Raw genomic sequence first — 26,045 nt, 5'->3', positions numbered from 1 at the left:
TCACAAAGACGCGGCCAGCACGGACGCGGCGCCGAACAGGCCCGGCTCGGCATGGCTTATCATGGCGACAGGGATGCCGTGCATCATCGTTTCAAAACGGCCCTTGGCCCGGAAACGCGAGAGCAGCAGTCCGGTATCCAGCTTCTCGCCGATGCGGGGCAGGATTCCGCCCGCCAGCACCACCGCGCACGCGCCCTGCGCCAGCGCGATATCGCCGGCGACGGTGCCCAGCAGCATCAGCCAGCGCTCCATCGAGGCATAAGCATGGAGATCGCGGCCCGATTGGGCGGCCTCCCACAGGGAGACCTGCTGCGGCGGCACGATCGCGCGATTTTCCAGATCCGCCAGCGCGATATGCACCTGCACCAGCCCCGGCCCGGAGACGAGCCGCTCGGCCGAGACACGCGGATAGCGACCCAGCAGGAAGCGCAGCATGTGGATGTCGACATCGTCCGCCGGCGCGAAGCCGACATGCCCGCCCTCGCACGGCACGATCAGCGGATTGCCGTCCTTCCAGTGGATCGAGGCCACGCCGAGGCCGGACCCCGGCCCCACGATCGACACCACGCCATTTTCGGGATTCTCGAACCGGTCGCCGTCCAGCCGCCGGAAATCCTCCGGGCCGAATGCGCCGACCGCGTTGGCGATCGCCTCGAAATCGTTGATCAGCTTCACGCTGTCGAGGCCCAGCCGATCGCCCAGCCCCGCCGGGCGCAGCACCCACGGGCTGTTGGTGAGCTTCACCTCGTCCTTGCCCACCGGCCCGGCCAGCGCGAACACGCCATGCTTGGCCGCGACATGGATGCTTTCGGCATAATGGCGATAGGCCGCCTCGAAGCTCGGATAATCCGCCGTGCGATATTTCTGCACGTCCGAGATCGCGATCCTGCCGCTCTCGTCGCGCTGCGCGCAGGCGAAGCGCGCATTCGTGCCACCGATATCGGCGACGATGCCGAGAGGCTCTCCCTCCGCCATTGCTCCGTCGCTCCTGTCCGTCATGTCCGATCCCGCAGCGGGCGGCCGCCCGTGCGCGCGGGTCTCCTACGGCATATCCGCCCGCGATGGGAAGACGAGGAAATGGCCGACGGACGCGAGGATGCGCCACTCTGGCGCGGGATTTGAGGCCAAAGTTCCTCCCCATCGCAGATGGGGAGGGGGACCATCCGCAGGATGGTGGAGGGGCGATGCCCCGCCCCTGCGCCTCGCCCCCACCATCAACCGCGCGTTCTTCCCCTCCACCGCGCTGCGCGCGGTCCCCCTCCCCATACAAGCATGGGGCGGAACTGGGACTACCCCCCGATCGCCGCCGCCAGATCCTTCATCCACCGCGCCGTGAACGCCCTGGACGCCCGCGCGGTGGGCGCTACGCCGTCGAACGCGTGGAACGCCGCCGGCACCACCGCCAGATCCACCGCAATCCCCGCGCCCGCCAGCCGGGTCGCATAGGCGATGTCCTCATCGTAGAAGAGGTCCAGCGTCCCCACGCCGATGAACGCCGGCGGCAGGCCGCGCACGTCGGTCAGCCGCGCCGGCACCGATCCGGCCGGCACGGTCGCGCCGCCCGGCGCCTGCCCCAGCAAGGATCGCCAGCCGAAGCGATTGGCCTCGGGCGTCCAGATGAACTGGCCCGTCCCCGGCCGCGCCGGGCGCGTGCTGGCGGTGCGATCGTCCAGCATCGGATAGATCAGCACCTGGAACGCCACCGGGATTTCGCGCCGGTCGCGCGCGGCGATCGCCAGCATCGCCGAATGGCCGCCACCCGCGCTGGATCCGCCCACCGCGATCTTCGCGCGATCGACGCCCAGCCGGTCGGCATTGTCATGCACCCATTTGAGCGCGGCATAATTGTCGTCGAGCGAGGCCGGGAAACGCGCCTCCGGTGCCAGCCGGTAATCGACCGACACGATCAGCCAGCCCTGCTCCTTCGCCGCCGCGCGCAGCCCCACGCCGATCCCCGCCGCGCCCGAGACGAACCCGCCGCCATGGATCCACACCAGAGCGCCGCGCCCCTTGCGCCCCGGCGCGCCATCAAAGGTCACCACCTTCACCGGCGGCTGGCCGGGCAGACCGGGGATCGTCTGCGGCGTGACCGGCAGCGTCGCCGGATCGGGTTCGGGCAGCAGATGCGCGTGCGCCGAGGGCGGCCGGTTGCGGAAGGCTTGGAGATTGTCGGCGGTGACGATCATCTCCTTCACCAGCCGCAGATCGTCGATCATCTCGGGATCGACCCCGGCGAAGCGATCCGCCTCGGCGGACGTCGCGGCCAGCAGCGGCCAGCCCGCCGCCCCCGCCGCGATCGCGGTGGCCGCCACACCCTTGATCCACTCACGCCGATCGATCCGCATCCCACTCTCCCGTACCGTTCACCTGCCCCCGAGGTGGAACCAGCGCCCACCCACTCTTCCCGTTCGCACTGAGCCTGTCGAAGCCTGTCCTGAGCGCCTGCCTTGGCAGGCAGTCGAAGGGTGCCGTTCTTCCTTCAACCTACGTCAGAAGAAAGACGGTGCTTCGACAGGCTCAGCACAAACGGAGAAAGGAACCGCCCCACCCCTCAAGGCTTCGCCACCTTCACCGCATAGACATGCGGCGCGCCCTCCATGTTCGACCGGAACACCATCCACTGCCCATCCGGCGTGAAGGTGATGTTCGGCTCCAGCCGGTAATCATGCTTGCCCATGTCCACGATCTTCTCGGTCGTCATCGTGCCGGGCGAGATCAGGCTGGCGGCATCGTCCGCATGGATGCCCGCCACGTCGGGCACGTCCTTCGGCGTGAACAGGTAGAGATATTTGCCGTCCGGCGCATGGGCGACCATCTCGCTGTCGCCGCCGTCGCCGGAGAAATGCTTGAGGTCCGGCGCCTGGTTATAGTGGACCGACCACCAGTTGCGCTCGAGATGATACCATTTGCGCTGGCCGGTCGCGATCTCATAGCCCGCCAGCCAGAAATCCTCGCCGCGCGGCGTCTGCAGATCGTACCAGATCCACTTGCCGTCCGGGCTGAAGAATTCGTGCCCGGCAATCTCCATGTTCATCGTGCGCTTGTGGACGATCCTGTTGTCGCTGCCGTCGGTCCGCACCGTCCAGATGCGATCCACCTTATGCCACGGCCCTTCGTGGCAATACATGATCAGCGTCGGATCGGTCGGCGAGAACTGGATATGGTTGAGCCAGTCCTTCGAGGCGACCACCACCTTGCGCTGCCCCGTGCGGATGTCGATCGTGAAGATCTCCATCGGGATGCCCGCTTCCAGCCGCTCGTTGAGGCGAACCTCCTTGGCCTCGGCAAAGGTGTAGGGCGTGCCGTCCGGCTTGTTGGCGGCATAGCTCGCCTGTCCGAATTGCTGGCGGATTTCGGGCTGGCCCTTCTTCTGCGTGCCGTCCGGCTGCAGCGGCTTGTCGCTCGCCGCCCACTGGCCGAGCAAAAGCGTCTCGTCCGCGTTGATCGATCCGATCGATCCCTTGGCGACGGTCGCGATCGTGCGGACCTTGCCGGTGTCGATATCGGCCGCGAAGATCGTCGTGACGCCCGGCCCGTCGTCGCGTTTGCGGCTCGCATAATAAGCGGTGCGCGTCTTGCGGCCGGTGAACAGCAACTGGAGGTCCTTGCCCGTCACCAGCGGCGTCAGGCTCCAGTCCTTGAGCGTGACGACCGCGATGCCGTCCGGCACCGAGATCACCATCTTGTCGCCCTGCGGCGTGTAGCTCATCTGGTGAAAATAGAGGCTGGCCGTGCCCGGCGCCTCGCTGATCCGCACGATCTGATGGCCGGTCGCCGGATCGACCCATTGCCGCGCCGGGGCGGCCATCACAGCCGGCGCGACCAGCGCCCCAAGGCTCGCCGCCATCCCACACCAGACCGCGACAGTGCGCCAGCCCATCCGCCTCTCCCTCATCCTCGTGCGGCGGACATGGCAGCCGTCCGCGCTCGCCGCTTGCCTTGCACCTTACCCGGCGCACCCGTAAAGGGCAGATAAATATGATAATCGGATTGGCCGCTTCGCATCCGGCCTGACAGGGGACTGAAAGCGCGGCGATGCGATTCCACCAGCGGCTCACCGGATCGATCCTGATCGCGCTCGCGGCTCTGGCGGCGCCTGCTGCAGCACTTGCTGTCCCCCCTGCTCCCGCAAGTCCGAGCGACATCCAGGCATCTCCCACACCCGCCCATCCTGAGGCGCTGGCCGAAAAGTCCTCGTCCGCCTCAAATTCTCCGTTCGTCCTGAGCGAAGTCGAAGGACGGGAAGCAAACGGTACGCCCGAAGCCCGTCCTTCGACTTCGCTCAGGACGAACGGATCGAAGACGAAGCCGACCTTTCAGCCGGGTTCTCAGGCACCTGAATACCGCCGCCCCCTGATCACAGACACTTCAACGCGCGGCGCTTTCGTGCTCGCCAACGCCGGCACCGTCGCCCCGATCGTCACGGATCCGGCCGATGCCGCCGTGGTCGGCCATGCCGCCGCCGATCTGGCCGACGATCTCGCGCTCGTCACCGGCCACCGCCCCGACATCCTCACCACGCTCCCCGCCGGCGGCATGCCGATCCTGCTCGGCACGCTCGGCCACAGCGCGTCGATCGATCGTCTCGTCGCGGCGGGCAAGCTGGATGTCCGACAACTGAAGGGTGCATGGGAGAGCTTCCTGATCGCCACCGTCCGCCGCCCGCTGCCGGGCGTGGAGCAGGCTTTGGTGATCGTGGGCAGCGATCGGCGCGGCACCGCTTATGGCGCCTATGAACTGTCGCAGGCGATCGGCGTCTCGCCCTGGGTGTGGTGGGCGGACGTCGCCCCGCGCCACCGCGACAGCCTGATCATAGCATCCGGCACGCGCCGCTTCGGCCCGCCCTCGGTGCGCTATCGCGGCATCTTCCTGAATGACGAGGATTGGGGCCTGATCCCCTGGGCCTCGCGCACCCACGATCCCGCGCGCGGCAATATCGGCCCGAAGACCTATGAGCGCATCTTCCAGCTGCTGCTGCGCCTGAAGGCGAACACGCTCTGGCCGGCGATGCATCACAGCAGCACGCCCTTCAACGACGATCCCGCCAACGCCCGCCTCGCCGATTCCTACGCGATCGTGATGAGTTCGTCCCATGCCGAGCCGATGCTCCGCAACAATGTGGGCGAATGGAAGGACGCCCCCGATCGCTTCAACTATGCGACCAATCCGGCGGGCGTCTCGGCCTATTGGAAGGAGCGCGCCACCGCCAATGCGGCTTACGAGAATCTGTGGCCGATCGGCATGCGCGGCATCCACGATTCCGGCCTGCTCGGCGCCGCCACCGATGACGAGAAGGTCGCGCTGCTCACGAAGATCTTCGCCGATCAACGCGCGCTGCTCGCGCAGGCGATCGGCCGGGATCCGAACCGCATTCCGCAGACCTTCACGCCCTACAAGGAAGTGCTGGACGTCTATCGCCACGGCCTGAAGGTGCCGGAGGACGTCACGTTGATCTGGCCGGACGACAATTTCGGCTACATCCGCCATTTCCCCAATGCTTCCGAGCAGGCGCGGCCGGGCGGCAACGGCGTCTATTATCACCTCTCCTATCTCGGCGCCCCGCTCTCCTATCTCTGGCTCAGCACCACCCCGCCCGCTCTGGTGCAGGAGGAGATGCTGCGCGCTTACGACAACGGCATCCGCACTGTCTGGATCGCCAATGTCGGCGACATCAAGCCGGCCGAGATCGACATCAGCCTGTTTCTCGGGATGGCGTGGGATATCGGCGCCGCGCGCGGCCGCACCCAGCGCGCCTTCCTCGATCAGTGGGCGGGCGCCACGTTCGGCGCGAGCCAGGGCAAGGCGATCGGCGGGCTGCTGGATGACTATTACCGCCTGAATTACGTCCGCCGCCCCGAGCATCTCCAATGGTGGCTGCCGTCCGAAAAGCCGCGCTTCAGCGCGTGGAGCGGCACCGAGATCGACACCCGCCTCGCCCGTTTCGATGCGCTGACGCAGGCGACCGGTGCGGTGGAGGCGTCGATCCCGGCCGATCTGAAGGACGCCTTCTTCGAGCTGGTCGATTATCCCGTCCGCGCCTCGGCGCTCGCCAATCGCCGCCTGTTCGCCTCGGAGCGGTACGCCCAGCTGATCGACGCCCACCCGGCCGAGGCCCGCGTCGCCGCCGGCATCGCGCGGGATGCCGATGCCGGGATCAAGGCGCTCACCCGCCGCTTCAACGATCAGGTGGCGGGCGGCAAATGGCGCTACATCATGGCGGAGGAGCCCGCCGACAATCAGTGGCGCGGCTTCCGCCTCGCCCCCGTCGCCCTCCCCGCCGAGGGTCTCGCCGGAACCGCCCCCTGGCCCGCCGCCACACCCGCAGTGGACGCCCCTATCATTATCGAAGCCGAAACCGCCGCCACCCCCCGGGGGTGGCGCCTGATTTCCGGCCTAAGCCACGGAGAAGGCTCGATAATGTCCGAGGCGGACGGCGCGCGCCTTTCATACAGGCTGATCGCCGTCACCTCCGCCACGCTGGACCTCGGCCTGATCCCCCTCTTCCCCGAGGGCGACGACAGCGCGCTCCACTTCGACGTCGCGATCGACGGTGCGGCGCCCCACCGGATCGACGTCCCCCGTCAGGCCGAAGGCGGCGGCTGGGCGCAGGGCGTGCTCGACAATCTCCTGACCGTGTCGACCGGCCTCACCCTCTCGCCCGGCCCGCACGACATCGTCATAACCGCGCGCGGCACCGGCCTCGCACTCGACCGGCTGACGCTCCGCCCCGCTCCCTCCTCCACCGCTCACTGAGGACAAACCGTGGTCCTGCCCTTATTCGCCCTCTTCATGCTGGCCGACACCGCGACCGCCCCCGCAGCCCCGCTGCGCTTCGATCTCGCCCCCGCCGGGCGCTCCGCCTCGGGCACCCCGGTCGCCCCCGATCGTCTCTATACGAAGGGCGGCTTCGGCTTCGAGCCCGGCGCCACGCCCGATGCCTTCCTGTTCTCGGCCGCCGTGCCCGAGGGCAATTACCGCGTCACCGTGAAGCTGGGCGATGCCAGGGCGGCGGGCGATACGACGGTGAAGGCGGAGGCGCGCCGCCTGATGCTGCTCAACGTGCCGACCAGGCCGGGCCGCTTCGTCGAGCGCAGCTTCCTCGTCAACGTCCGCACCGATACCCTGCCCCCGCCCCCGCCCACCGCGCCCGGCGGCACCGCCGTCCGCATCGATGCGACCGACAAAGCCAGCTATGCGTGGGACGAGAAGCTGACACTGGAATTTCTCGGCCACCCCAAGGTCGCCTCGATCCGGATCGAGCCGGTCACGGTGCCGACAATCTACTTGGCGGGCGACTCCACCGTCACCGATCAATATGGCGAGGATGCCGCCAGCTGGGGCCAGATGCTCCCCGCGATGCTCGACGATCAGGTCGTGGTCGCGAACCACGCCAAATCGGGCGAGACGCTGAAATCCTTCCTCACCGGCCTGCGGCTCGACAAGATCCTCTCGACGATCAAGCCGGGCGACTATCTGTTCATCCAGTTCGGCCATAACGACCAGAAGTCCCAGTGGCCCCAGACCTTCGCCGATACGAAGGAAACCTACCCCGCTTATCTGCGCGCCTATATCGCCGAGGCGCGGCGGCGCGGCGCGCATCCGGTGCTGGTCACCTCGCCCGAGCGGCGGAACTTCGATGCCAACGGCAAGATCGTCGGCACGATGACGGAATATGCCGAGGTCGTGCGCCAGGTCGCGGCCGAGCAGCATGTGCCGCTGATCGACCTCAATGCCGACACCGTGAAGATCTACGAGGCGCTGGGCCCGGACCTGTCGCCCAGGGCCTTCATGGCGCACGGCACCGACAAGACCCACAATGACAATTACGGTGCTTACCTGCTGGCCAGCGCGATCGCGGAACGCATCCGCGCCAACATTCCCGACCTCGCCCCGCACGTGACGATGCCCACCTTCGTGCCGTCCTATCCGCCCATGCCTGAAACCGTGCCCATCCCGCCCAGCGTCACCGTGCTGACGCAGCGCCCCGCCGGGAGCTGATCCGATGATGACCCGCAGAGAAATGGGCCTCGGCCTCGCCACCGCCGCCAGCGCCGCCTTGCTTCCCTTCCCGGCCCATGCCGCGCTCCGCATCAGCGTGCGCGATCATGGCGCGAAGGGCGACGGCAAAGCGCTGGACACGGACGCCGTCAACGCCGCGATCGCGGCGGCGTCCAAGGCCGGCGGCGGCACCGTTCTGTTTCCGGCGGGCCGCTACCTCTGCTTCACGATCCGGCTGAAGAGCGACATCACGCTGATGTTCGAAAAGGGCGCGGTGATCGAGGCGGCCGATCCGGCGCGGCATCCCGGCAAGTACGATCTGCCCGAAGAGGAGATCGACCAGCTCTATCAGGATTACGGCCACAGCTACTGGCGCAACAGCCTGATCTGGGGTGACGGCGTCGAGAATGTCGCGATCGTCGGCCCCGGCCTGATCCATGGCGTCGGCCTCACCCGCAACGGCCCCGGCGCGCGCTGGAAGGCACAGACCGGCGAGCGGCCGCTCTCGATGAAGGATCTGCCCGCCAACGCGATCGGCCATCTGGAGCCCGCCGCCGCCGCGATGCGCGGCCAGGGCAACAAGGCGATCGCGCTGAAGAACGGTCGCAACGTCCGCCTCTCCGGTTTCTCGATGCTGAAGTGCGGCCATTTCGCGATCCTCGCCACCGGCACGCAAGCGCTGACGATCACCGATCTTGCCATCGACACGGATCGCGACGGCATCGATCTGGATTGCACGAAGGGCGTGCTGGTCGAGCGCTGCCGCGTGAACACCTGCAATGACGACGCGATCGTCGTGAAGGCGAGTTACGCGCTGGGCAAGGCGATCCCGGCCGAGGACATCGTCATCCGCCACTGCGCCGTCTCGGGCTATGATCTCGGCACGATGCTGGATGGCACGCGCGGCACCACGCAGGAGTTCGCGCCCGATCGCGATCGCCCCACCGGCCGCATCAAGCTCGGCACCGAGAGCAACGGCGGCTATCGCAACGTGCTGGTCGAGGATTGCACCTTCGACCATTGCCGCGGCTTCGCGCTGGAGACGGTGGATGGCGGCGTGCTGGAGAATGTCGTCGCCCGCCGCCTGACGATGCGCGACGTGACGACCGCGCCGATCTTCCTGCGCATTGGCGATCGCCGCCGTGGCCCTGCCGGCACCGGCGTCGGCGCGATCCGCAATGTGCTGATCGAGGATGTCGAGGCGATCGGCATCGATCATCGTTATGCCGCCTCGATCGCGGGTCTGCCCGGCCATCCGGTGGAGCAGGTCACGCTCCGCAACATCCGCCTGACCTATGATGGCGGCGGCACAGCCGCGGACGCGGCGCTCGTTCCCCCCGAAGTCGCCACCGCCTATCCCGAACCCAGCATGTTCGGCACGCTCCCGGCATGGGGCCTGTGGATTCGCCACGCCAAGGACATTACGATCGACGGCCTGACGCTGGCCACCGCCAAGCCGGATGCGCGCCCGCCCTTCGGAATCGAGGATGCGCCCGGCCTGAAGGTCACGCGAACGCCGCTCTGGCGCGGTTAGGAGGCACGTGCTCCTGCGAACGCAGGAGCCCAGAGCTTCAGGCGCCGCGTTCGCAGCTCTGGGCTTCTGTGTTCACAGGAGCACCGGGGAAAATCGACCCCACGGCGGCACTCCGCGTTTGACGCCCGCGCCCAACCCACGTACCATCATGTACATATCAATTCCACATAATGGAACTTGGAGGGGTCGTGTCGATTCAGGCGTTCAAGATGCAGCTGAAGCCCGGTGTTATCGCCGAATATCGCAAGCGGCATGACGAAATCTGGCCCGAACTGTCGGCGCTGCTCACGGAGAGCGGCATCTACGACTATTCGATCTTCCTCGACGAAGAGACGCTGTCGCTGTTCGCCGTCCTGAAGCTGACCGACGACAACAAGCAGGCCGACCTGCCGCATCATCCGGTGATGAAGCGCTGGTGGGATCATATGGCCCCCCTTATGGAGGTGGAGCCCGGCAACAAGCCCAGGGAATGGGCGCTTCCGATGATCTTCCACCACGCCTGAGGGGAGGATCGTGATGCATCGCCGCCTGCTGCCGCTGCTGCTCGCCAGCGCGCTCGCCCCCGCCCCCTTCGCCGCCAGCGCGCAGGTGGGCCACCAGACCGAGAATCTGTCCGCGCCGGTCAAGACGTTCGGCCGCGTCTCCTATGATGCGCGCTCGCTGATGATCGACGGCAAGCGCCTCGTCATCTGGTCCAGCGAGATGCACCCGTTCCGGCTGCCGAGCCCGGATCTGTGGCGCGACATCCTCCAGAAGATGAAAGCGTCCGGCTTCAACACCGTCGCCGTCTATTTCGACTGGGGCTATCACAGCCCGAAGCAGGGCGTGTACGACTTCACCGGCATCCGCGACATGGATCGCCTGCTGACGATGGCGGAGGAGGAAGGTCTCTACGTCATCACGCGCGCCGGCCCCTATGTGAATGCGGAGCTGTCGCGCGGCGGCTTCCCCGGCTGGCTGGTCAACCAGAAAGCCCGCGCCCGCACCGACGATCCCACCTATCTCGCCGCGGTCGACGAGTGGCTGGACAAGATCAACCCGATCATCGCGCGCCACCAGATCAACGGCGACGGCAAGGGCCATAAGGGCACGGTCATCCTCCACCAGATCGAGAATGAACTCTCGGTCACCGGCCCCACCCAGCGCCGCTACATGGATCATCTGTACGCCAAGGCGCGCGCGGACGGCATCACGCTGCCGCTGTTCCACAATGATCAGGGCCGCAACGGATACTGGGTGCCCGAAAACTCCACGATCGAAAATGTCGTGAAGGGTCCGAACGACATGTATGCGTTCGATGGCTATCCCGGCGGCACCTGCACCGTCGAGGGCAAGCCCACGCGCGGCGTGGCGGCACCCGAATGGGGCTTTTACGGCCCCGGCGGCGCCAAGGGCGGTGCCTCCGCCTCGCCCAACACGCCGGGTTTCCTTGCCGAATTCGGCGGCGGCTGGTTCGATTATTGGGGATCGAACGGCGGCTATGAGTGCAACGCGATCCAGCGTGGCAAGCGCTTCCAGCGCGTCTTCTACGGCACGAACCTCGCCAACGGCATCGACATCCAGAGCTTCTACATGGGCTTTGGCGGCACCAGCTGGGGCTGGCAGCCCGCGCCCGTCGTCTTCGCCAGCTACGATTATGGCTCGGCCATCTCCGAGGCGCGCGAAGTGCGCGAAAAGGCCGAGGAGATGAAGCAGCTGGGCGGGCTGATCGCCACCGTGCCCGATCTGGCGGGCATGGTGCCGGCGGGCGAAGTGCAGGTTTCCTCGCCCAACATCTCGGTCTATCACGACAAGAGCCCGGAGAGCGACGCGCGCTTCCTGCTCGTCACGCACAAGCCCTCGAACGGGCAGAGCGACGACAGCTTCACGATCACGGCCGATCTGCCCGACGGCCATTATGCATTCCCCGCCGCCGCCTCGATGCGCCTCAATGGCTATGACGCGAAGTGGCTGGTGGCGGGCGTGACTCTCGGCGGCCAGCGGCTGGTCTATTCCACCTCGGAGGTGCAGGCCGCGCTGACGCAGGACAAGCAGGATCTGATCCTGCTCTATGGCCGCGCGGGCGAGAGCGGCGAGACGATGCTGCGCTACGCCTCCGCGCCCAAGGTGACGGTGCTGGAAGGCGCCGCCACCAGCAGCTTCGATGCCGCCAAGGGCGATCTGCGCCTGAATTACGACCACAAGGCCCGCAACGTCGTCCGCATCGAGGGCGGCGGCCGCCCGGCGCTGACGCTGATCCTCGCCGACGAGGCCGAGGGCGTGCGCTACTGGAAGCCGCAGGGCAGCGACGTGCTGGTGCGCGGCCCCGCTTTGGTCCGCACCGCCGTCACCACCGGCGGCACGCTCGCGCTGACCGGCGACACCGCCGACGCCACCCCGCTCGAAATCTGGGCGCCGGCCGCCGTGAAGGCGGTGCGCTGGAACGGCGTGGCGGTCGCCACCAAGGCCTCGGCCATCGGCAGCCGCATGGCGGCCAAGCCGCTCGACGGCCCCGTCCCCGTCACGCTGCCCGTACTCGCCAACTGGCGCATGGCCGCAGGCTCGCCCGAGGCCGATCCCAGGTTCGACGACAGCGGCTGGCAGACAATCGACCATCGCGGCAGCGCGACGATCACCGCCAAGCCCGATGGCCAGCCGACGCTCGTGATGGACCCCTACGGTTTTCATGACGGCGACGTCTGGTATCGCGGCCGCTTCCAGGGCGGTGCGGACGCCAAGCAGATCGCTCTGTTCTATGGCGGCGGCGGCGCGGGCCTCGCGCAGGTGTGGCTCGACGGGCAGTTCGTGGGCCAGAACGAGATCGCCAGCGGCCTGCCCCGCCCGATCACGACCGCGCTCGCCACCATCCCCCTGCCCGCCGCCGCACAGGCGCCGGGCGAGCATGTGCTGAGCGTGATGGTCCGCAATGACGGCCATAACTGGGATCTGGACGGCGACGATTTCCACAAGGAAGCGCGCGGCCTCATCTCGGCCTCGCTGGAGGCGCCCGGCGGCCGCAGCTTCACCATCCCGATCGACTGGAGGATCCAGGGCAAGAAGGGCGGCGAGGATCTGCCCGATCCCGCGCGCGGCCCCGCCAACAGCGGCGGCCTCTATGGCGAGCGGATGGGCTGGCACCTGCCTGGCTTCGACGATCGCGGCTGGAAGCCCGCCACCGTCCCCGCCACCTCGGCGCAGGCGGGCACCAGCTGGTATCGCACCAACGTCACGCTCGCCGTGCCGAAGGGCGAGGATACGACGATCGCGCTCGCCTTCGGCGACACGAACACCCCGCGTTCGGTCGCCAAATATCGCGTGCTGATGTTCGTGAACGGCTGGAATATGGGCCAGTTCATCGCCCATGTCGGCCCGCAGCGCATCTTCCCGATCCCCGAGGGCATCCTCAATCATCACGGGGCGAACAGCATCGCGCTGGCCGTCACCTCCGATGGCGCGCCCGGCGATGCGCTGGAGGGTGTGAAGCTCGTCAGCCTGCGCACCGTGAAGGGCGGCGTGCCCGTGAAGATGGTCGAGGCGCCCGCGACTCCGTCCCAGCTCAAATGATCTTTTCCAACCGCTTCATCCGGCGCCCCGCGCCGCAGCTTTCAACAGGAGACTAAATTGGCCGCCCTTACCCATGACGTGCCGCACGGCACCGTCACCACCGCCATCGACAAGCTCATCGACAATCTGCTGAACATCAAGGACGAGACGGGCGAGTTCCTGCTTCACCTGGAAGACGGCCGGATCATCGACACCAAGGGCTGGGCCGGCTGGGAATGGACCCACGGCGTCGGCCTGTTCGGCCTGTGGCGCCTGTTCGAGCAGACCGGCGACAAGAAGGCGCTGGCGGTGATCAAGCAGTGGTTCGAGGACCGCTTCGCCGAGGGCACGCCCACCAAGAACATCAACACGATGGCCCCGTTCATCACGCTGGCCTATCTGTATGAGTACGAGCCCGATCCCCGCTACATCCCGTATCTGGATACGTGGGCCGAGTGGCTGATGGCGCCGGACGGCCTGCCCAAGACGGAGGAAGGCGGCTTCCAGCACATCGTCTATAACGATGTGAACCCCGGCGAGATGTGGGACGACACGCTGATGATGTCGGTGCTGCCGCTGGCCAAGATCGGCCTGCTGCTGAACCGCCCGCATTATGTGGAAGAGGCCAAGCGCCAGTTCCTCATCCACATCAAATATCTGTTCGACAAGAAGACCGGCCTCTGGTTCCACGGTTGGGATTTCAACGGCCGCCACAATTTCGCGGAAGCCCTGTGGGCGCGCGGCAATTGCTGGGTGACGATCGCGATCCCCGAGATCATCGAGATCCTCGATCTGCCGCAGGGCGATGCGCTCCGCACCTTCCTGATCGATACGCTCGCCGCCCAGGTGAAGACTCTGGCCGAGACGCAGGATGCCGAGACCGGCCTGTGGCACACGCTGATCGTCGATCCGACCTCGTATCTCGAGGCCTCGGCCACGGCGGGCTTCGCCTATGGCATCCTGAAGGGCGTGCGGAAGGGCTATCTGCCGCGCCATTATGAGGAAGTCGGCATCCGCGCGGTGAAGGGCGTCCTCGCCAATATCGACGATGCGGGCGAGCTGAAGCAGGTGTCGTTCGGCACCGCGATGGGCGACACGCAGCAATTCTACAAGGACATCGCCTTGACTTCGATGCCCTATGGCCAGAGCCTCGCGATGATCGCTCTGGGCGAATTCCTGCGGACCTACATCTGATGCGGAACGAGGCGACTTCGATCCTGCAGGCGGAGGGCGGTTATCACCGCCGCCACCTGCTGGGCGGAGCCGCCTGTCTTGCCGCGCTCACGACCCTGCCCGTGCGCGCGGCGCGGCAATTGGGGGTGTCGCCCACGGGCGGCTTCCTCAACATCCGCGATTTCGGCGCGAAGGGCGACGGCAGGACGATCGACTCCCCCGCCATCGATCGCGCGATCGAGGCCGCCGCGTCGCGGGGCGGCGGCACCGTCTATGTGCCGCCCGGCACCTATGCCTGCTACACGATCCACCTGAAGAGCATGATCACGCTCTACCTCGATCGCGGCGCCACGATCCTCGCCGCCTCGGTGCCGCTCGAGGGCACCACGCGCGGCGGCTATGATCCGGCCGAGCCGCAGGATCCGGCGATCGAGCCCTTTCAGGATTATGGCCACAATCACTGGCGCAACAGCCTGATCTACGGCGAAGGCCTGCACGACATCGCCATCGTTGGCGATGGCCTGATCTGGGGCAAGGGGCTGAGCCGCGGCCATCCCGATCCCGACAAGCCGAAGGCGGAACTGCCCGGCGTCGGCTGCAAATCGATCGCGCTCAAGAATTGCCGCAACGTGCAGTTGCGTGATTTCTCCGTGCTGGAGGGCGGCTGGTTCGCGTTGCTCGCCACCGGCGTCGACAATCTCGTCATCGACAATCTGACGGTCGACACCAATCGCGACGGCTTCGACATCGATTGCTGCAAGAATGTGCGCGTCAGCAATTGCACGGTGAACTCGCCGTATGACGACGCGATCGTGCCCAAATCCTCGTTCGCGCTGGGCTATGCGCGGCCGACGGAGAACGTCACCATCACGAACTGCCACGTCACCGGCAGCTATGTGGTCGGCACGCTGCTCGATGCCACGTACAAGCCGCTCCAGCGCAGCCGCGACACGTGGCTGCTCGGCCGCATCAAATGCGGCACGGAATCGAACGGCGGCTTCAAGAACATCACGATCAGCAATTGCGTGTTCGACAAATGCTGGGGCCTCGCGCTGGAGACGGTGGACGGCGCGATCATGGAGGATATCGCCGTCAGCAACATCACGATGCGCGATTGTCTCTCGGCTCCGCTCTTCCTGCGGCTGGGGCGGCGGATGCGCGGGCCCAAGGGCGTGCCCGTGGGATCGATGCGGCGCGTGCTGATCGACAATGTCACCTGCATGGGCACCTCGCTCTATCCGGCGATCGTCGCGGGCGTGGAGGGTTTCCCGGTCGAGGATGTGAAGATCAGCAATGTCTTCCTCAGCCTGCCCGGCGGCGGCGATGCGGCGATGGCCGCGATCGATCCGCCCGAGGCCGACACCACCTATCCCGATCCCGATCGGTTCGGCCCGCTGCCGGCGAGCGGCTTCTTCGTCCGCCATGCCCGCAATATCGAGCTGTCGCATGTCGAGGTCCGCACCCGCGCCGCCGATGCCCGGCCGGCCGTGTGGCTCGGCAACGTTGACGGCTGCGACATTACGGGGCTGAAGGTGCCGGCCGCGTCGCCCGTTTTCGCGCAGCGTTCCACCACGGGCCTCCGCGCGGCGGGGATCGTCAGGATGCCGACCGCATGAGCGCCTTCCAGCCCTCTCGCCGTGACATGCTGATCGCGGGGAGCGCCGCCCTCGCCGCCGCGCCCTTCCCCGCCGCCGGAGCCGCAGCCTCCGGCCGGCGCCTGCCGATCGACCAGTTCGACTATGGCGACGTCACCCTGCTGGAAGGCCCCGCGCTCGACCAGCAACGCGCCACCCACGCCGCCTTGATGGCGATGGACGAGGATGCGCTGCTCAAGCCTTTCCGCCAGCGTGCGGGCCTCGCCGCGCCGGGACCGGACCTCGGCGGCTGGTATAATTTCTCCGCCAATTTCCTGCCCCCGCGCGATATGCACGGCTTCATCCCCGGCCACACGCTGGGGCAATATGTGTCCGCGCTCGCGCGCCTGTCCGCTGTCGCCGGCGATGCCGCCACCCGCGCGAAGGTCGGCCGTCTGGTCGATGCGATGGGGCCGACGCTGGTCTCGGCTTTCTACGGCGAGAATTACGCGCTTCCCGCCTACACCTATGACAAGATCGCGGTCGGCCTGATCGACGCGCATGCCTATGCCGGCACGCCCGGCGCGATGGCATTGCTGGGCAAGGCGACCGACGCGGCTTTGCCCCACCTTCCCGAAAAGGCGCTCTCCCGCCCCGAGATGCGCGCGCGTCCCCACGCCAACGAGGCGCAGACCTGGGACGAGAGCTACACGCTACCCGAAAATCTCTACCGCGCGGCCACGCTGGGCGGCGGCGATCGCTACCGCGTGATGGCGCGGCGCTATCTCTACGACGCGCCCTATTTCGATCCGCTCGCGGCCGGGCAGAATGTGCTGGCTGGCAACCACGCCTACAGCCACGTCAACGCGCTCTCGTCGGCGATGCAGGCATGGGCGGTGGACGGCAGCGAGAAGCATCTGCGCGCCGCGCGCAACGGCCTCCAGTTCGTCGAGCAGCAGAGCTTCGCCACCGGCGGCTGGGGCCCGGCCGAAGGCTTCGTGAAGCCCGGCGAGGGCGCGCTCGGCAAATCGCTGGAGAATACCCATGCCAGCTTCGAGGCGCCGTGCGGCTGCTACGGTCATTTCAAGATCGCCCGCTCGCTGATCCGCGCGACCGGTGACAGCCGCTGGGGCGATGCGATGGAGCGCCTGCTGTTCAACGCGGCACTGGGCGTGCTGCCGCTGAAACCCAATGGCACCGCTTTCTATTATGCCGATTACAGCAGCATCGGCGCCAAGACCTATTTCGAATATCAATGCCCCTGCTGCTCGGGCACGATCGGCCAGCTGGTCGCCGACTATGGCATCAGCGCCTATCTGCATGATGCAGGCGGCGTGTTCGTGAACCTCTATCTGCCCTCGGAGGTGCGCTGGCAGGGGGTGACGCTCACGCAGCGCACCACCTATCCGGTCACCCCAGAGACGCAGTTGACCGTCGCGACGCGCAAACCGCGCCGCTTCGCGCTGCGCTTGCGCATCCCGGCATGGGCGACGGCGGGCGCGACGCTCACCGTCAACGGCCAGCCCTCCGGCGCCGCGATCCGCCCCGGCCAGTTCGCCGAGATCGTCCGCACCTGGTCCGATGGCGATCGGGTGAGCCTCGCCTTCGCCACGCCGCTGCGGCTGGAGGCGGTGGAGGCCGAAACGCCGCGCCGCGTGGCGCTGATGCGCGGGCCGCTGGCCCTGTTCCAGACGGGCGACCATCTCGTCACCTTCCGCCGCGAGGATCTGCTGGGCGCGACGCAGGACGGGACGAACCCGCGCTGGACCGTCGCCACCGACAGCGGTCCCAAGGATTTCCTGCCCTATTCCGCCATCGAGGCCGCCCGCCCGACCCGCCTCTATCAGGTGGTGGCGGTGTAGCGAACCAACGCATGTAGAGCCCCCTATCCCCCGTTCGTGCTGAGCCTGTCGAAGCACCGTCCTTCTTATCTCCCGCTGAGAAAAGGACGGCCTTTCGACAGGCTCAGGGCAAGCGGGAATTGAGTGAAACCCATCCCGTGGATGGTTGAGGAGTAGAAGACGATCATGGCCTCGGCCGTTTTGCCCCCCGCCCGGCCCGTGCGCTGGTACAATCTCGTCGCCTACGGCTCGAACGACGTGCTGGGCGCGGGATCGATGGCCGTCATCAGCACGTGGATCCTGATCTTCTACACCAGCTTCTGCGGGCTCTCCGCGGCGCAGGCGACGATCATCTTCGGCGTCGCGCGCGTGCTGGATGCGTTCACCAGCCCCACGATCGGCTATCTCTCCGACAATATCGGCCGCAGTTGGCTGGGGCGCAAATTCGGGCGGCGGCGCTTCTTCATCCTCGCCGCCATCCCGCTCTTGCCCAGCTTCGCCATCATGTGGGTCGCGGGCCAGAATTTCTGGTATTATCTCGTCACCTACGTGCTGTTCGAGATGGTCTACGCGATGGAGATCATCCCCTACGAGACGCTCGCCTCCGAAATGTCGACCGACTACCGGACGAAGGCGAAGTTCGCCGGCGCGCGCATCCTGCTCGGCCAATGCTCGGCGATCGGCGCGGCGTTCCTGCCCGGCTGGCTGATCTCCTGGCTCGGCCCGGATTCGCCCGACACCTATCTCTACATGGGCATCATCTTCTCCGGCCTGTTCATGGCCGCCGCCGGTTTGCTCTACGCGTTCAGCTGGGAACGCGCCCGCCCGCCGGGCCTGGACGAGGAAGAGGCCGCCCGCAGCAGCCCCACGCTGGGCGCCGCGTTCAAGGCGCTCTATCGCAACCTCTTCTCCACATTGCGCATCCGCGCCTTCCGCCTGCATCTCGGCATGTATCTGGGCGGCTATATCAGCCAGGACATCTACAACGCGGCCTTCACCTATTTCGTGATCTTCGCGCTGGCCGGCTCCACCGCGATCGTCGCCAATCTGGTGGGCGTGACGTATATCGTGCAGTTCGTGGCGGTGATCCTCGCGATCAATTTCGCGCTGAAGCTGTCGCCCGCCGCCGCCTATCGCATGGCGGCGATCAGCTTCGCGATCGGCGTGGTGATCTTCCTCGCCATGTATGCGGCGGGCTATCCCGCCACCTCTGCTCTCTTCTGGGTGCCGGTGGTGTTCGCAGGGCTGGGCCGCGGCGCGCTCAACTACATTCCGTGGGCTACCTACAATTACATGGCCGACGTGGACGAGATCGTCACCGGACGCCGCCGCGAGGGCGCGTTCGCCGGCGTGATGACGTTCGTGCGCAAGATGAGCCAGGCGCTCGCCGTGATCCTCGTGGGGCAGGTGATGGAATGGTCCGGCTTCGTCTCGAAGGCGACCACGCAGAGCCCCACCGCGATCGCCGCGATCGTGGGCGTGATGGGCGCGGGCACGATCGCGATGCTGGCCTTCGGCATCTTCGTCTCCAGTCGCTTCCGCCTCACGCCGCGCACGCACGGCATCCTGATGGCCGAGATCGAGCATCTGCGCGCCGGCCACACCGCACCAACCACGCCCGAGCATGGCCACATCGTCGAGGACCTGTCAGGCTGGCGCTATGACCAACTGTGGGGGGCCAATCCGGTGGCGGCGAAATGATCGGTCTTCTCGCTTTCGCAGCCGCTGCCACGGCGCAGCCCGTCATCGCCCCGAAACCCCTGTTCCGCGATCCAGTTTATGACGGCGCCGCCGATCCGACGACGGTCCACGATCCGAAGACGGGCGAGTGGGTGATGTTCTACACGAACCGCCGCGCCTCGCTGCCGCCCGCAGCGGACCCCAAGGACGTCAGCTGGTTCCACGCCACCCACATCGGCATCGCCCGATCGAAGGACGGCGCACACTGGCGCTATGGCGGCATCGCGGCCATCCCCAAGTCCTGCACCGGCGAGACCTTGTGGGCGCCCGATGTCGAGCGCTTCAACGGCCTGTGGCACATGTGGATCACGGTGGTGCCGGGCGTGTTCAAGGACTGGAACGCGCCGCGCTTCCTCGTCCACCTCACCAGCAAGGATCTGAAGAGCTGGCAGTGCGGCGAGCGGCTGGAGCTGGGATCGGACCGGATCATCGATGCCAGCGTCGCGGCGCTGCCCGAGGGCGGCTATCGCCTGTTCTTCAACGATGAGCGGATGAACAAGGCGATCCGCACCGCCGACAGCAACGATCTCGTCCACTGGACGGTGAAGGACCGCCTGACCGAAACCCCCGGCGAAGGCCCCAAGGCCTTCCGCTGGAAGGGGAAGTGGTGGCTGATCTCGGATGCGTGGAAGGGGCTGCTGGTGATGCGCTCCGATGACGGCACGCACTGGACGCGGCAGTCCGACTATCTGGTGGCCGATGCGGGCCAGGCCGAGACGGACCGCGCCAAGGGCCAGCATCCCGACGTGATCGTCGCGGGTGACCGTGCCTACCTGATCTATTTCGTCCACCAGACCGGCGAACCGCAAGCCGCCACCAACCCCGCCTGGGGCCGCCGCACCGTGATCCAGATGACGGAGTTGCACGAGGCCGGTGGCGTGGTGACGGTGGACCGCAACGCCCCGACCGAGGTGGTGCTGAAGTAGGGTGCGGCGGCGTTAGAACAGAGGCGGCGTTAGAATAGAGAGCGCCCCCTCGCCTCCCACCCCTCGTCATTCCCGCGAAGGCGGGAATCCATGGACGGCAGGCCACCGCTGGGAAGCTCAACGACAAGTTGTGGAATCCATGGCTTCCCGCCTTCGCGGGAACGACGGTTATTGGTGGAAAACGGCCGTCTCCCTGCTAGCAATCGCGGGGCACCGGTCGAGGCTGCAAGAATGAGCAATGCCATTACATCGACGAGTGCCAGCGATCGGATCGCCAATCTCGACCTGTTGCGCGGAATAGCCTTTTGCGCGATTTTGCCCGTCAACGTCGTTGTCATGGGGACGGTCGGAGACCGCGAGGGCCTCCTCTATCCGTCTCACTGGGATTTGAATCGCATTTTATGGAGTGTTCTGCAGGTTCTTTTTGAGGGACCGGCCCGCGGAATGTTTATGATGCTTTTCGGAGTCGGCATGGCGTTGATGCTCAAGCGAACCGAGGGGCCGAATCCTCAGATCACACCCGTAGATGTTTGGACACGCCGGTGTCTGATCCTGCTGGGTTTCGGCGTCATTCAGTTTGCCGTTTTCATGTGGCCGGGCGAAGTTCTTTGGGATTATGGAATTGCCGGGCTCGCGCTGTTGGCGTTCCGCGTATCTCGGCTGCGGACGTTGTGGCTCTTTGCCGCCCTGATACTTCTCGGACTATGCGGATTGCGCGCCTATGTAACCTACGAACGCAGCCAGAATTTTGTGGTTGCGGCCCAAGCGGAGGATGCGAAGGCCCGTAGTCAGACATTGACCCCCGCGCAGCAAAAATCGCTGGATGCCGCACGCGGTGCTCATGACGCGCTGTATCCAAGCCCCTCGACCGTTAACGACGAAATCCAACAACGCACTCATCTGGGAACTCTTCTCGCCTGGAGCGCAAATGGTTGGGTTGCCCGCCATCTATCGACATGGAGTTGGCCGAGCGTCGCCGAATGCCTGAGCCTCATGCTGATCGGCCTCGGCCTTTATCGGACAGGATTTGTTACGGCCCAGGCCCAAAGCAGAACCTATGTCATTGTCTGTTTGGTGGGATACGGTGTCGGCTTGACCCTAAGACTGGCAGCTTTGGGATGGCTCGCCCGGACGGGATTTGAGGCCGAACCTCATCGCGTCATTCCGGAGATATCCGCGCTTCGCTCTTTCATTTACGAGCCCGCTCGCCTGTGTGTGAGCGTGGGGCATCTCTCGCTGTTCACGCTCCTTTTCCGTTTCGGAGCCTTAGGCAAAGCCACGGCTCTGCGGTCGCTGGGGCGCATGTCGTTGACCACCTACAGCCTTCAGTCCGTGCTGACGTCGATCTTCTTTTATGGTTGTGGAATGGTCGGCTTACTTAGTTTTTCGGGTTTGATGGCGGTTGCCGTCACGATCTGGGTCGCGACCGGGATCTTTGCCGTGCTGTGGCTGCGCAAGTTTTCGATGGGGCCTGCGGAGTGGCTGATCAGGGCCGGCGCATATGGTCGCTGGAAGCCGCTCTCAATGGAGACGCCTCGTTTGCGCCAAGTCTAGGCCAACAGCAATTCCACCGAATGTCCACATTGGGGACGTTAGCGGTCGCCCGTTCGTTGCCCACCCAACCGCTCAGCGTCAGGCCCTTACAGGAACCCCACCTGCCGCAGCCACGCCTCGCACAATTGCGGCCATAGCGACACCGACTGGCCCACCGTATCCAGCGCGAAGCCGTGCGGCGCGTCGCCGAAGACGTGGAACTCGACACTGCCCCCGGCCTCGCTCCAGGCGCGCTGCAGGCGGAAACCATTCTCCACCGGCACGACCGGATCGTTGCCCGAATAGACGATGAAGGCGGGCGGCGGCCCCGGCAGAAGCCGCGCATCGGGCTGGAGGCGATCGTACATCGCCTGCTTCTCCGCAGGTGGCAGCGGCGGCTTGTCGGCGATGATCGTGCGGCCCCTGGCGTTGGTGGAGATCGGGCCATAGCCGATCACCGCCACGTCCGGGCGGCAGGCGGGTTCGGGCGCCTCGCCCCACTCGGCCGGATAGGCGGCCGCGAGGCAGGCGGCGAGATGGCCGCCCGACGACAGTCCGACCGCGCCCACGCCGCCCGCATCGCCATCGGCGCGGATCATCCGCATCGCCTCGATCGCGTCGTCCAGCGCGGCCGACGGGCCATTGGCGGCATCGGGAAAGCGGTGGATCAGCACATAGGCCTGATAGCCGAGCCCCGCGAGCCAGCGTGCCACCTGCACGCCCTCGCGCCCCGCCATCAGCGCGGTATAGCCGCCCCCGCCGAGGATTAGCATCGCGCGGCCGTTGGGCCTGGCCGGCGCGTAGCCCAGCAGCACCGGCACCGCGACCGCCGTCACCACCGCCGCCTCGGGCGCGGCGCTGTCGTCGGCCAGCGTGAAGGCGGCCGCATCGTCGCCCCGCTCCAGCCCGTCGCCCGAAGGAGCCTGGCTGGTCGCCCCGCGCAGCGGCCGGATCGTATCCGCGCCCAGCATCGTCACATCCGTCATCCCTCAGCAGCCCGGCGTCGCGCCGTCGAACGAGCTGTGACCCGCCACGCAGGGGTGCGTGGGATAGGCCTCGCCATCCAGCTCGGTCGCCTCGCGCACCACGCTCAGCCGGTCGCCCTCGTCGCGCATCTCGTAAAGCTTGCCGAGCGCGTTGGCGAAGGGCCGGTGCAGCACCATCATCAGCCTGCCGTCAAACGTGCGGAACAGCATTCCGTGCCCGCTGTCGCGCTGCACAAGCGGGCCGAGCTGTTCCCACGGCCCCTCGATCCCGCCGCTCGTCGATCGCGCCTGCCCCTCGACATAGCCCTTCGTGCCGTAGCTGGACCACAGCATCAGCAGAGTGCCGGTCTTCGTGCGGAACAGTTCCGGCCCGTCCGTGACGAACACGGTATCGCCTTCAGGCTGCTTCTGGCCGACCACCCACGGCCCTTCGCTCGCCTTGAACAGGACGCGCGACGGGCCGGCGATCGAGAGATCGTCCTTCAGCGGTGCGGCCTCGATCGTACCGTCCACGATCTGCCACCACTCATGCGAATAGACGACGAACGGCTTCCCCTTCGGATCGACGTAAAGCGATCCGTCCAGCGTCATCTGACCCTTGGGCACGATCGGCTCGCCGCCGCGCACCAGCGTGTAGGGGCCGTCGACTTTGTCCGACACCGCCAGCACGGTGCCGCGCCGATAGGTGTCGCGCGGGCCTGCCTTGCCGATCACCGCCTTCGCATTGTGGAAGGTGGTGAACAGATACCATCTGCCCTTCCAGCGATGCACTTCGGGCGCCCACGCGCCGGCATCGGCCCATCTGCCCTCGGGCAGCACGAAGGCGAGCCTGGGCTTCGTCCAATGCTTCAGATCGCGGCTGGCATAGACCATCGTGCCGAGCCGTCGATCGCCCGTCATCGCCGCTTCGTTGCGCGTGAAGAGGTAATAGGTGCGGCTCGCCTCGTCCGCGACGATCCAGGGATCGTGCAGGTGCATGTCCGTCATCACCAGCGGCGCAGCGAGAGGGGCAGGAGCGAGCTGGGCGGATGCCGGCGCAACGGCCAGAAGGCCAGCAACAACAGCAGTCAAGAAGCCGTTCGCCCTGAGCTTGTCGAAGGGCCGTCCTTCTACGTCCCGGTCGGACGAAGAAGGACGATGGTTCGACAGGCTCAGCACGAACGGGAACGAAGGACGTGACCTCACGAGCCCGACGCGAGCGCCAGCTGGTTGCCGTAGCCGATCACGACGGTGGCGATCAGCAGCATCGCGATACCGCCCCACACGATCGCCTTGATCTTCGGGCCCGCATCCTTCCACTCGCGGAAGGCGAAGCCCCAGCAGGTGCCGAAGATGATGATGCTGGCCATGTGCAGCGTCCAGCTGGAGAAGCCCAGCCGGCCCATCTGGCTCTCGCCCATCGTGTAGAAGAAGAACTGGAAATACCAGGTCGTGCCCGCCAGCGCGCTGAACAGGAAATTGGCGAGCAGCGGAGGCCGGGCGCCGCCGTCGCTGGCCTGCCCGGTCCACTGGCCGGCCGTTCCGTTCTTCAGGATCAGGAACGCGCACCAGATGCCGTTGGTGACGAGGCCGCCGAACATGACGAGGCACAGCACCGGCAGGCCGGTCCACAGCGGGCCCGTGCCGGCCGAGGCCGACAGCACCTTCACCGGCTCGCCCGCCGCCAGCCCGAAGGCGAAGCAGGCGGACATGATGCCCGAGAAGATCGCGACCAGGATGCCCTTCTTGAAATCGAATTCGGCGACCACGGCCTTCTTCTGCTCGGCCGTGAGCATCGCATCCTTCTTGGCGCCCGCGACGGCGACGATCACGATGCCGACGAGCGTCAGGAACAGGCCGAGCAGCACGACATTGCCGGACGTGGTCGCGAGCAATTTTTCGTGGAATTCGCCCGTGAACAGCGGCGGGATCAATGTGCCGAAGACGGTGCACAGACCCAGCACCACCGCCATGCCCAGCGACAGGCCGAGATAGCGCATCGTCAGGCCGTAGGTGAGACCGCCAAAGCCCCACAGCAGGCCGAAGAAGATCGGCCAATATTTGGCGCCGGCGGGCGCGCGGCCCAGCACGCCCAGCAGGTCCTGCGTCTGCAGCCCGGCGAACAGCCACGGCGCGAACAGCCAGGAGAAGATGCCGCCCGTGAGCCAGTAAATCTCCCACGACCAGCGCTTCACGCCCTTGTAGGGCACGTAGAAGCTCGCGGAGGCGAGCCCGCCCAGCCAGTGATAGAATACGCCGATCAGCGGATTGGGCGTCATAGGTCCAGACCCAGTCTATAGATGCGGTTGGCGTTACGGCCGAACAGCGCGCGCCGCTCATCCTCGGAGAAATCGGCCGCGATCGCGTGATAGGCTTCCAGATAGCGATCGAGCGGCGCGAACAATTTGTCGGTCGGGATGTCGCTGGCGAACAGGCAGCGATCCGTGCCGAACATGTCGATCGCCTCCAGCAGGAAGGGCCGCACGCCCTCCGCCGTCCAGTCGCGCGCGATGAAGCCGAGGCCGGAGAGCTTGATCGCCACATGCGGGTTCGCCGCCAGCGCGCGCAGGCCATAGCGCCAGCGCGTCACGCCCTCGCGGTCGGTCGTCACCGGCATGCCGATATGGTTGATGATGACGGGGATTTCGGGGTGCCGCTCGATCAGCGGGGCGAGGCCCGCCATCTGCCCGGCATAGCATTGCAGATCGAACGACAGGTTATACTTGCCGAGCAGGCCGAAGCCGGCCCACCATTGATCGTCCTGCGTCACGTCGTGCGGCGTATAGGTGCGCAGCGGATTCGTGTGCCAGTTGACGATCTGGCGGATGCCGCGAACGCGGGGGTGCGCGGCATGACGCTCCAGCAAAGCCTCGACATTCGGATCATGCAGCGGCGCGAAGGCGACGATCGCGCTCGGCAGGCCATGCTGCTCGGCCTGGCTTTCCAGCCAGATCGTCTCGTCCAGCGCCTGCTCGGGATCGGCACCGGCATCGATATGCACCGTGCCGACGACATTCCACTTCGCCGTGTCCGCGCGATAATCCTCGGGGCCGTAATCGTGCGCGATAGGCTCGACGCTGCCATTGGGGCCATCGCTGCCGAACGGCGGCGTGAGCCAGGGATAGCGGATATGCTTCAGATCCCACAGGTGGATATGGGCGTCGACGAACGGTATCGGGGCCATCGGCCTCTCCAGGTAACAGGTAGAATGCCGCGCCGGCTCTTGTGGCCGGTCGCGG

18 protein-coding genes are annotated in these 26,045 nt (G+C 66.6%); 11 read left to right on the top strand and 7 right to left on the bottom strand.

Going from position 1 to position 26,045, the window contains the following annotated elements:
* The 3 genes from glk to HL653_RS08155 form a co-directional block, all read right to left on the bottom strand.
* A complete protein-coding gene (glk, locus tag HL653_RS08165) occupies positions 1-999 on the bottom strand; it encodes a glucokinase (RefSeq protein WP_171744081.1) in 999 nt (332 codons plus the stop codon).
* A 290-nt stretch (positions 1,000-1,289) separates the two neighbouring features.
* Positions 1,290-2,345, bottom strand: a complete 1,056-nt coding sequence (locus HL653_RS08160; protein WP_171744080.1) for an alpha/beta hydrolase — start codon at positions 2,343-2,345, stop codon at positions 1,290-1,292.
* 206 nt (positions 2,346-2,551) lie between these two features.
* Positions 2,552-3,847 (bottom strand): oligogalacturonate lyase family protein, encoded by a 1,296-nt coding sequence (locus tag HL653_RS08155; protein WP_171746851.1) that lies wholly within the window; start codon positions 3,845-3,847, stop codon positions 2,552-2,554.
* Between the two features lie 539 nt (positions 3,848-4,386).
* Here HL653_RS08155 and HL653_RS08150 point away from each other — a divergent pair.
* The 11 genes from HL653_RS08150 (at position 4,387) to HL653_RS08100 (ending at position 21,862) form a co-directional block, all read left to right on the top strand.
* Positions 4,387-6,753 carry a glycosyl hydrolase 115 family protein gene (locus HL653_RS08150; protein WP_171744079.1) on the top strand — a complete coding sequence of 789 codons (2,367 nt, stop codon included), beginning with the start codon at positions 4,387-4,389 and terminating at the stop codon, positions 6,751-6,753.
* Between the two features lie 9 nt (positions 6,754-6,762).
* Complete coding sequence (locus tag HL653_RS08145; RefSeq protein WP_253717721.1) at positions 6,763-7,998, top strand: rhamnogalacturonan acetylesterase; 1,236 nt, start codon at positions 6,763-6,765, stop codon at positions 7,996-7,998.
* 4 nt (positions 7,999-8,002) lie between these two features.
* A complete protein-coding gene (locus tag HL653_RS08140; protein WP_253717719.1) occupies positions 8,003-9,532 on the top strand; it encodes a glycoside hydrolase family 28 protein in 1,530 nt (509 codons plus the stop codon).
* A 188-nt stretch (positions 9,533-9,720) separates the two neighbouring features.
* Positions 9,721-10,035, top strand: coding sequence for an L-rhamnose mutarotase (locus HL653_RS08135; RefSeq protein ID WP_171744078.1), 315 nt, complete (start codon positions 9,721-9,723; stop codon positions 10,033-10,035).
* A 13-nt stretch (positions 10,036-10,048) separates the two neighbouring features.
* Positions 10,049-13,075, top strand: coding sequence for a beta-galactosidase (locus tag HL653_RS08130; RefSeq protein ID WP_171746848.1), 3,027 nt, complete (start codon positions 10,049-10,051; stop codon positions 13,073-13,075).
* A 57-nt stretch (positions 13,076-13,132) separates the two neighbouring features.
* Positions 13,133-14,248, top strand: a complete 1,116-nt coding sequence (locus HL653_RS08125; protein WP_171744077.1) for a glycoside hydrolase family 105 protein — start codon at positions 13,133-13,135, stop codon at positions 14,246-14,248.
* Positions 14,248-15,843 carry a glycoside hydrolase family 28 protein gene (locus HL653_RS08120; RefSeq protein ID WP_171744076.1) on the top strand — a complete coding sequence of 532 codons (1,596 nt, stop codon included), beginning with the start codon at positions 14,248-14,250 and terminating at the stop codon, positions 15,841-15,843. Before HL653_RS08125 ends, HL653_RS08120 begins: the two co-directional genes overlap by 1 nt.
* Entirely contained in the window at positions 15,840-17,663 is a 1,824-nt protein-coding gene (locus tag HL653_RS08115; protein ID WP_171744075.1) for a beta-L-arabinofuranosidase domain-containing protein, read from the top strand. The genes HL653_RS08120 and HL653_RS08115 overlap by 4 nt, the downstream gene beginning before the upstream one ends.
* Before the next feature lie 165 nt (positions 17,664-17,828).
* On the top strand, positions 17,829-19,343 hold the full coding sequence (locus tag HL653_RS08110; protein WP_171744074.1) for an MFS transporter: 1,515 nt from the start codon (positions 17,829-17,831) through the stop codon (positions 19,341-19,343).
* Positions 19,340-20,308, top strand: coding sequence for a family 43 glycosylhydrolase (locus HL653_RS08105; RefSeq protein WP_171744073.1), 969 nt, complete (start codon positions 19,340-19,342; stop codon positions 20,306-20,308). Before HL653_RS08110 ends, HL653_RS08105 begins: the two co-directional genes overlap by 4 nt.
* A gap of 231 nt (positions 20,309-20,539) precedes the next feature.
* Entirely contained in the window at positions 20,540-21,862 is a 1,323-nt protein-coding gene (locus tag HL653_RS08100; RefSeq protein WP_171744072.1) for a DUF418 domain-containing protein, read from the top strand.
* An 86-nt stretch (positions 21,863-21,948) separates the two neighbouring features.
* On the opposite strand, the gene HL653_RS08095 is transcribed toward HL653_RS08100, so the two are convergent.
* The 4 genes from HL653_RS08095 to HL653_RS08080 form a co-directional block, all read right to left on the bottom strand.
* Positions 21,949-22,827, bottom strand: a complete 879-nt coding sequence (locus HL653_RS08095) for an alpha/beta hydrolase (protein WP_253717717.1) — start codon at positions 22,825-22,827, stop codon at positions 21,949-21,951.
* A gap of 3 nt (positions 22,828-22,830) precedes the next feature.
* A complete protein-coding gene (locus tag HL653_RS08090) occupies positions 22,831-23,898 on the bottom strand; it encodes a glycoside hydrolase family 43 protein (RefSeq protein ID WP_253717715.1) in 1,068 nt (355 codons plus the stop codon).
* Between the two features lie 110 nt (positions 23,899-24,008).
* Positions 24,009-25,085 carry an L-rhamnose/proton symporter RhaT gene (gene rhaT, locus HL653_RS08085; protein WP_171744071.1) on the bottom strand — a complete coding sequence of 359 codons (1,077 nt, stop codon included), beginning with the start codon at positions 25,083-25,085 and terminating at the stop codon, positions 24,009-24,011.
* Positions 25,082-25,990: an amidohydrolase gene (locus HL653_RS08080; RefSeq protein ID WP_171744070.1), complete on the bottom strand. Its 909-nt coding sequence runs from the start codon at positions 25,988-25,990 to the stop codon at positions 25,082-25,084. The genes rhaT and HL653_RS08080 overlap by 4 nt, the downstream gene beginning before the upstream one ends.
* Between the last annotated feature and the right edge of the window lie 55 nt (positions 25,991-26,045).

It is taken from the genome of Sphingomonas sp. AP4-R1, assembly GCF_013113735.1.
Classification (GTDB): domain Bacteria; phylum Pseudomonadota; class Alphaproteobacteria; order Sphingomonadales; family Sphingomonadaceae; genus Sphingomonas_I.
Note: the sequence above shows the minus strand (reverse complement) of the source record. Positions and strands in the feature narration are given on the sequence as shown.

Coding starts and splice junctions, on each gene's coding strand:
- glk (WP_171744081.1), bottom strand. CDS start 999: ATGACGGACAGGAGCGACGGAGCAATGGCGGAGGGAGAGCCTCTCGGC.
- HL653_RS08160 (WP_171744080.1), bottom strand. CDS start 2,345: ATGCGGATCGATCGGCGTGAGTGGATCAAGGGTGTGGCGGCCACCGCG.
- HL653_RS08155 (WP_171746851.1), bottom strand. CDS start 3,847: ATGGCGGCGAGCCTTGGGGCGCTGGTCGCGCCGGCTGTGATGGCCGCC.
- HL653_RS08140 (WP_253717719.1), top strand. CDS start 8,003: ATGATGACCCGCAGAGAAATGGGCCTCGGCCTCGCCACCGCCGCCAGC.
- HL653_RS08130 (WP_171746848.1), top strand. CDS start 10,049: ATGCATCGCCGCCTGCTGCCGCTGCTGCTCGCCAGCGCGCTCGCCCCC.
- HL653_RS08120 (WP_171744076.1), top strand. CDS start 14,248: ATGCGGAACGAGGCGACTTCGATCCTGCAGGCGGAGGGCGGTTATCAC.
- HL653_RS08115 (WP_171744075.1), top strand. CDS start 15,840: ATGAGCGCCTTCCAGCCCTCTCGCCGTGACATGCTGATCGCGGGGAGC.
- HL653_RS08110 (WP_171744074.1), top strand. CDS start 17,829: ATGGCCTCGGCCGTTTTGCCCCCCGCCCGGCCCGTGCGCTGGTACAAT.
- HL653_RS08105 (WP_171744073.1), top strand. CDS start 19,340: ATGATCGGTCTTCTCGCTTTCGCAGCCGCTGCCACGGCGCAGCCCGTC.
- HL653_RS08100 (WP_171744072.1), top strand. CDS start 20,540: ATGAGCAATGCCATTACATCGACGAGTGCCAGCGATCGGATCGCCAAT.
- HL653_RS08095 (WP_253717717.1), bottom strand. CDS start 22,827: ATGACGGATGTGACGATGCTGGGCGCGGATACGATCCGGCCGCTGCGC.
- rhaT (WP_171744071.1), bottom strand. CDS start 25,085: ATGACGCCCAATCCGCTGATCGGCGTATTCTATCACTGGCTGGGCGGG.
- HL653_RS08080 (WP_171744070.1), bottom strand. CDS start 25,990: ATGGCCCCGATACCGTTCGTCGACGCCCATATCCACCTGTGGGATCTG.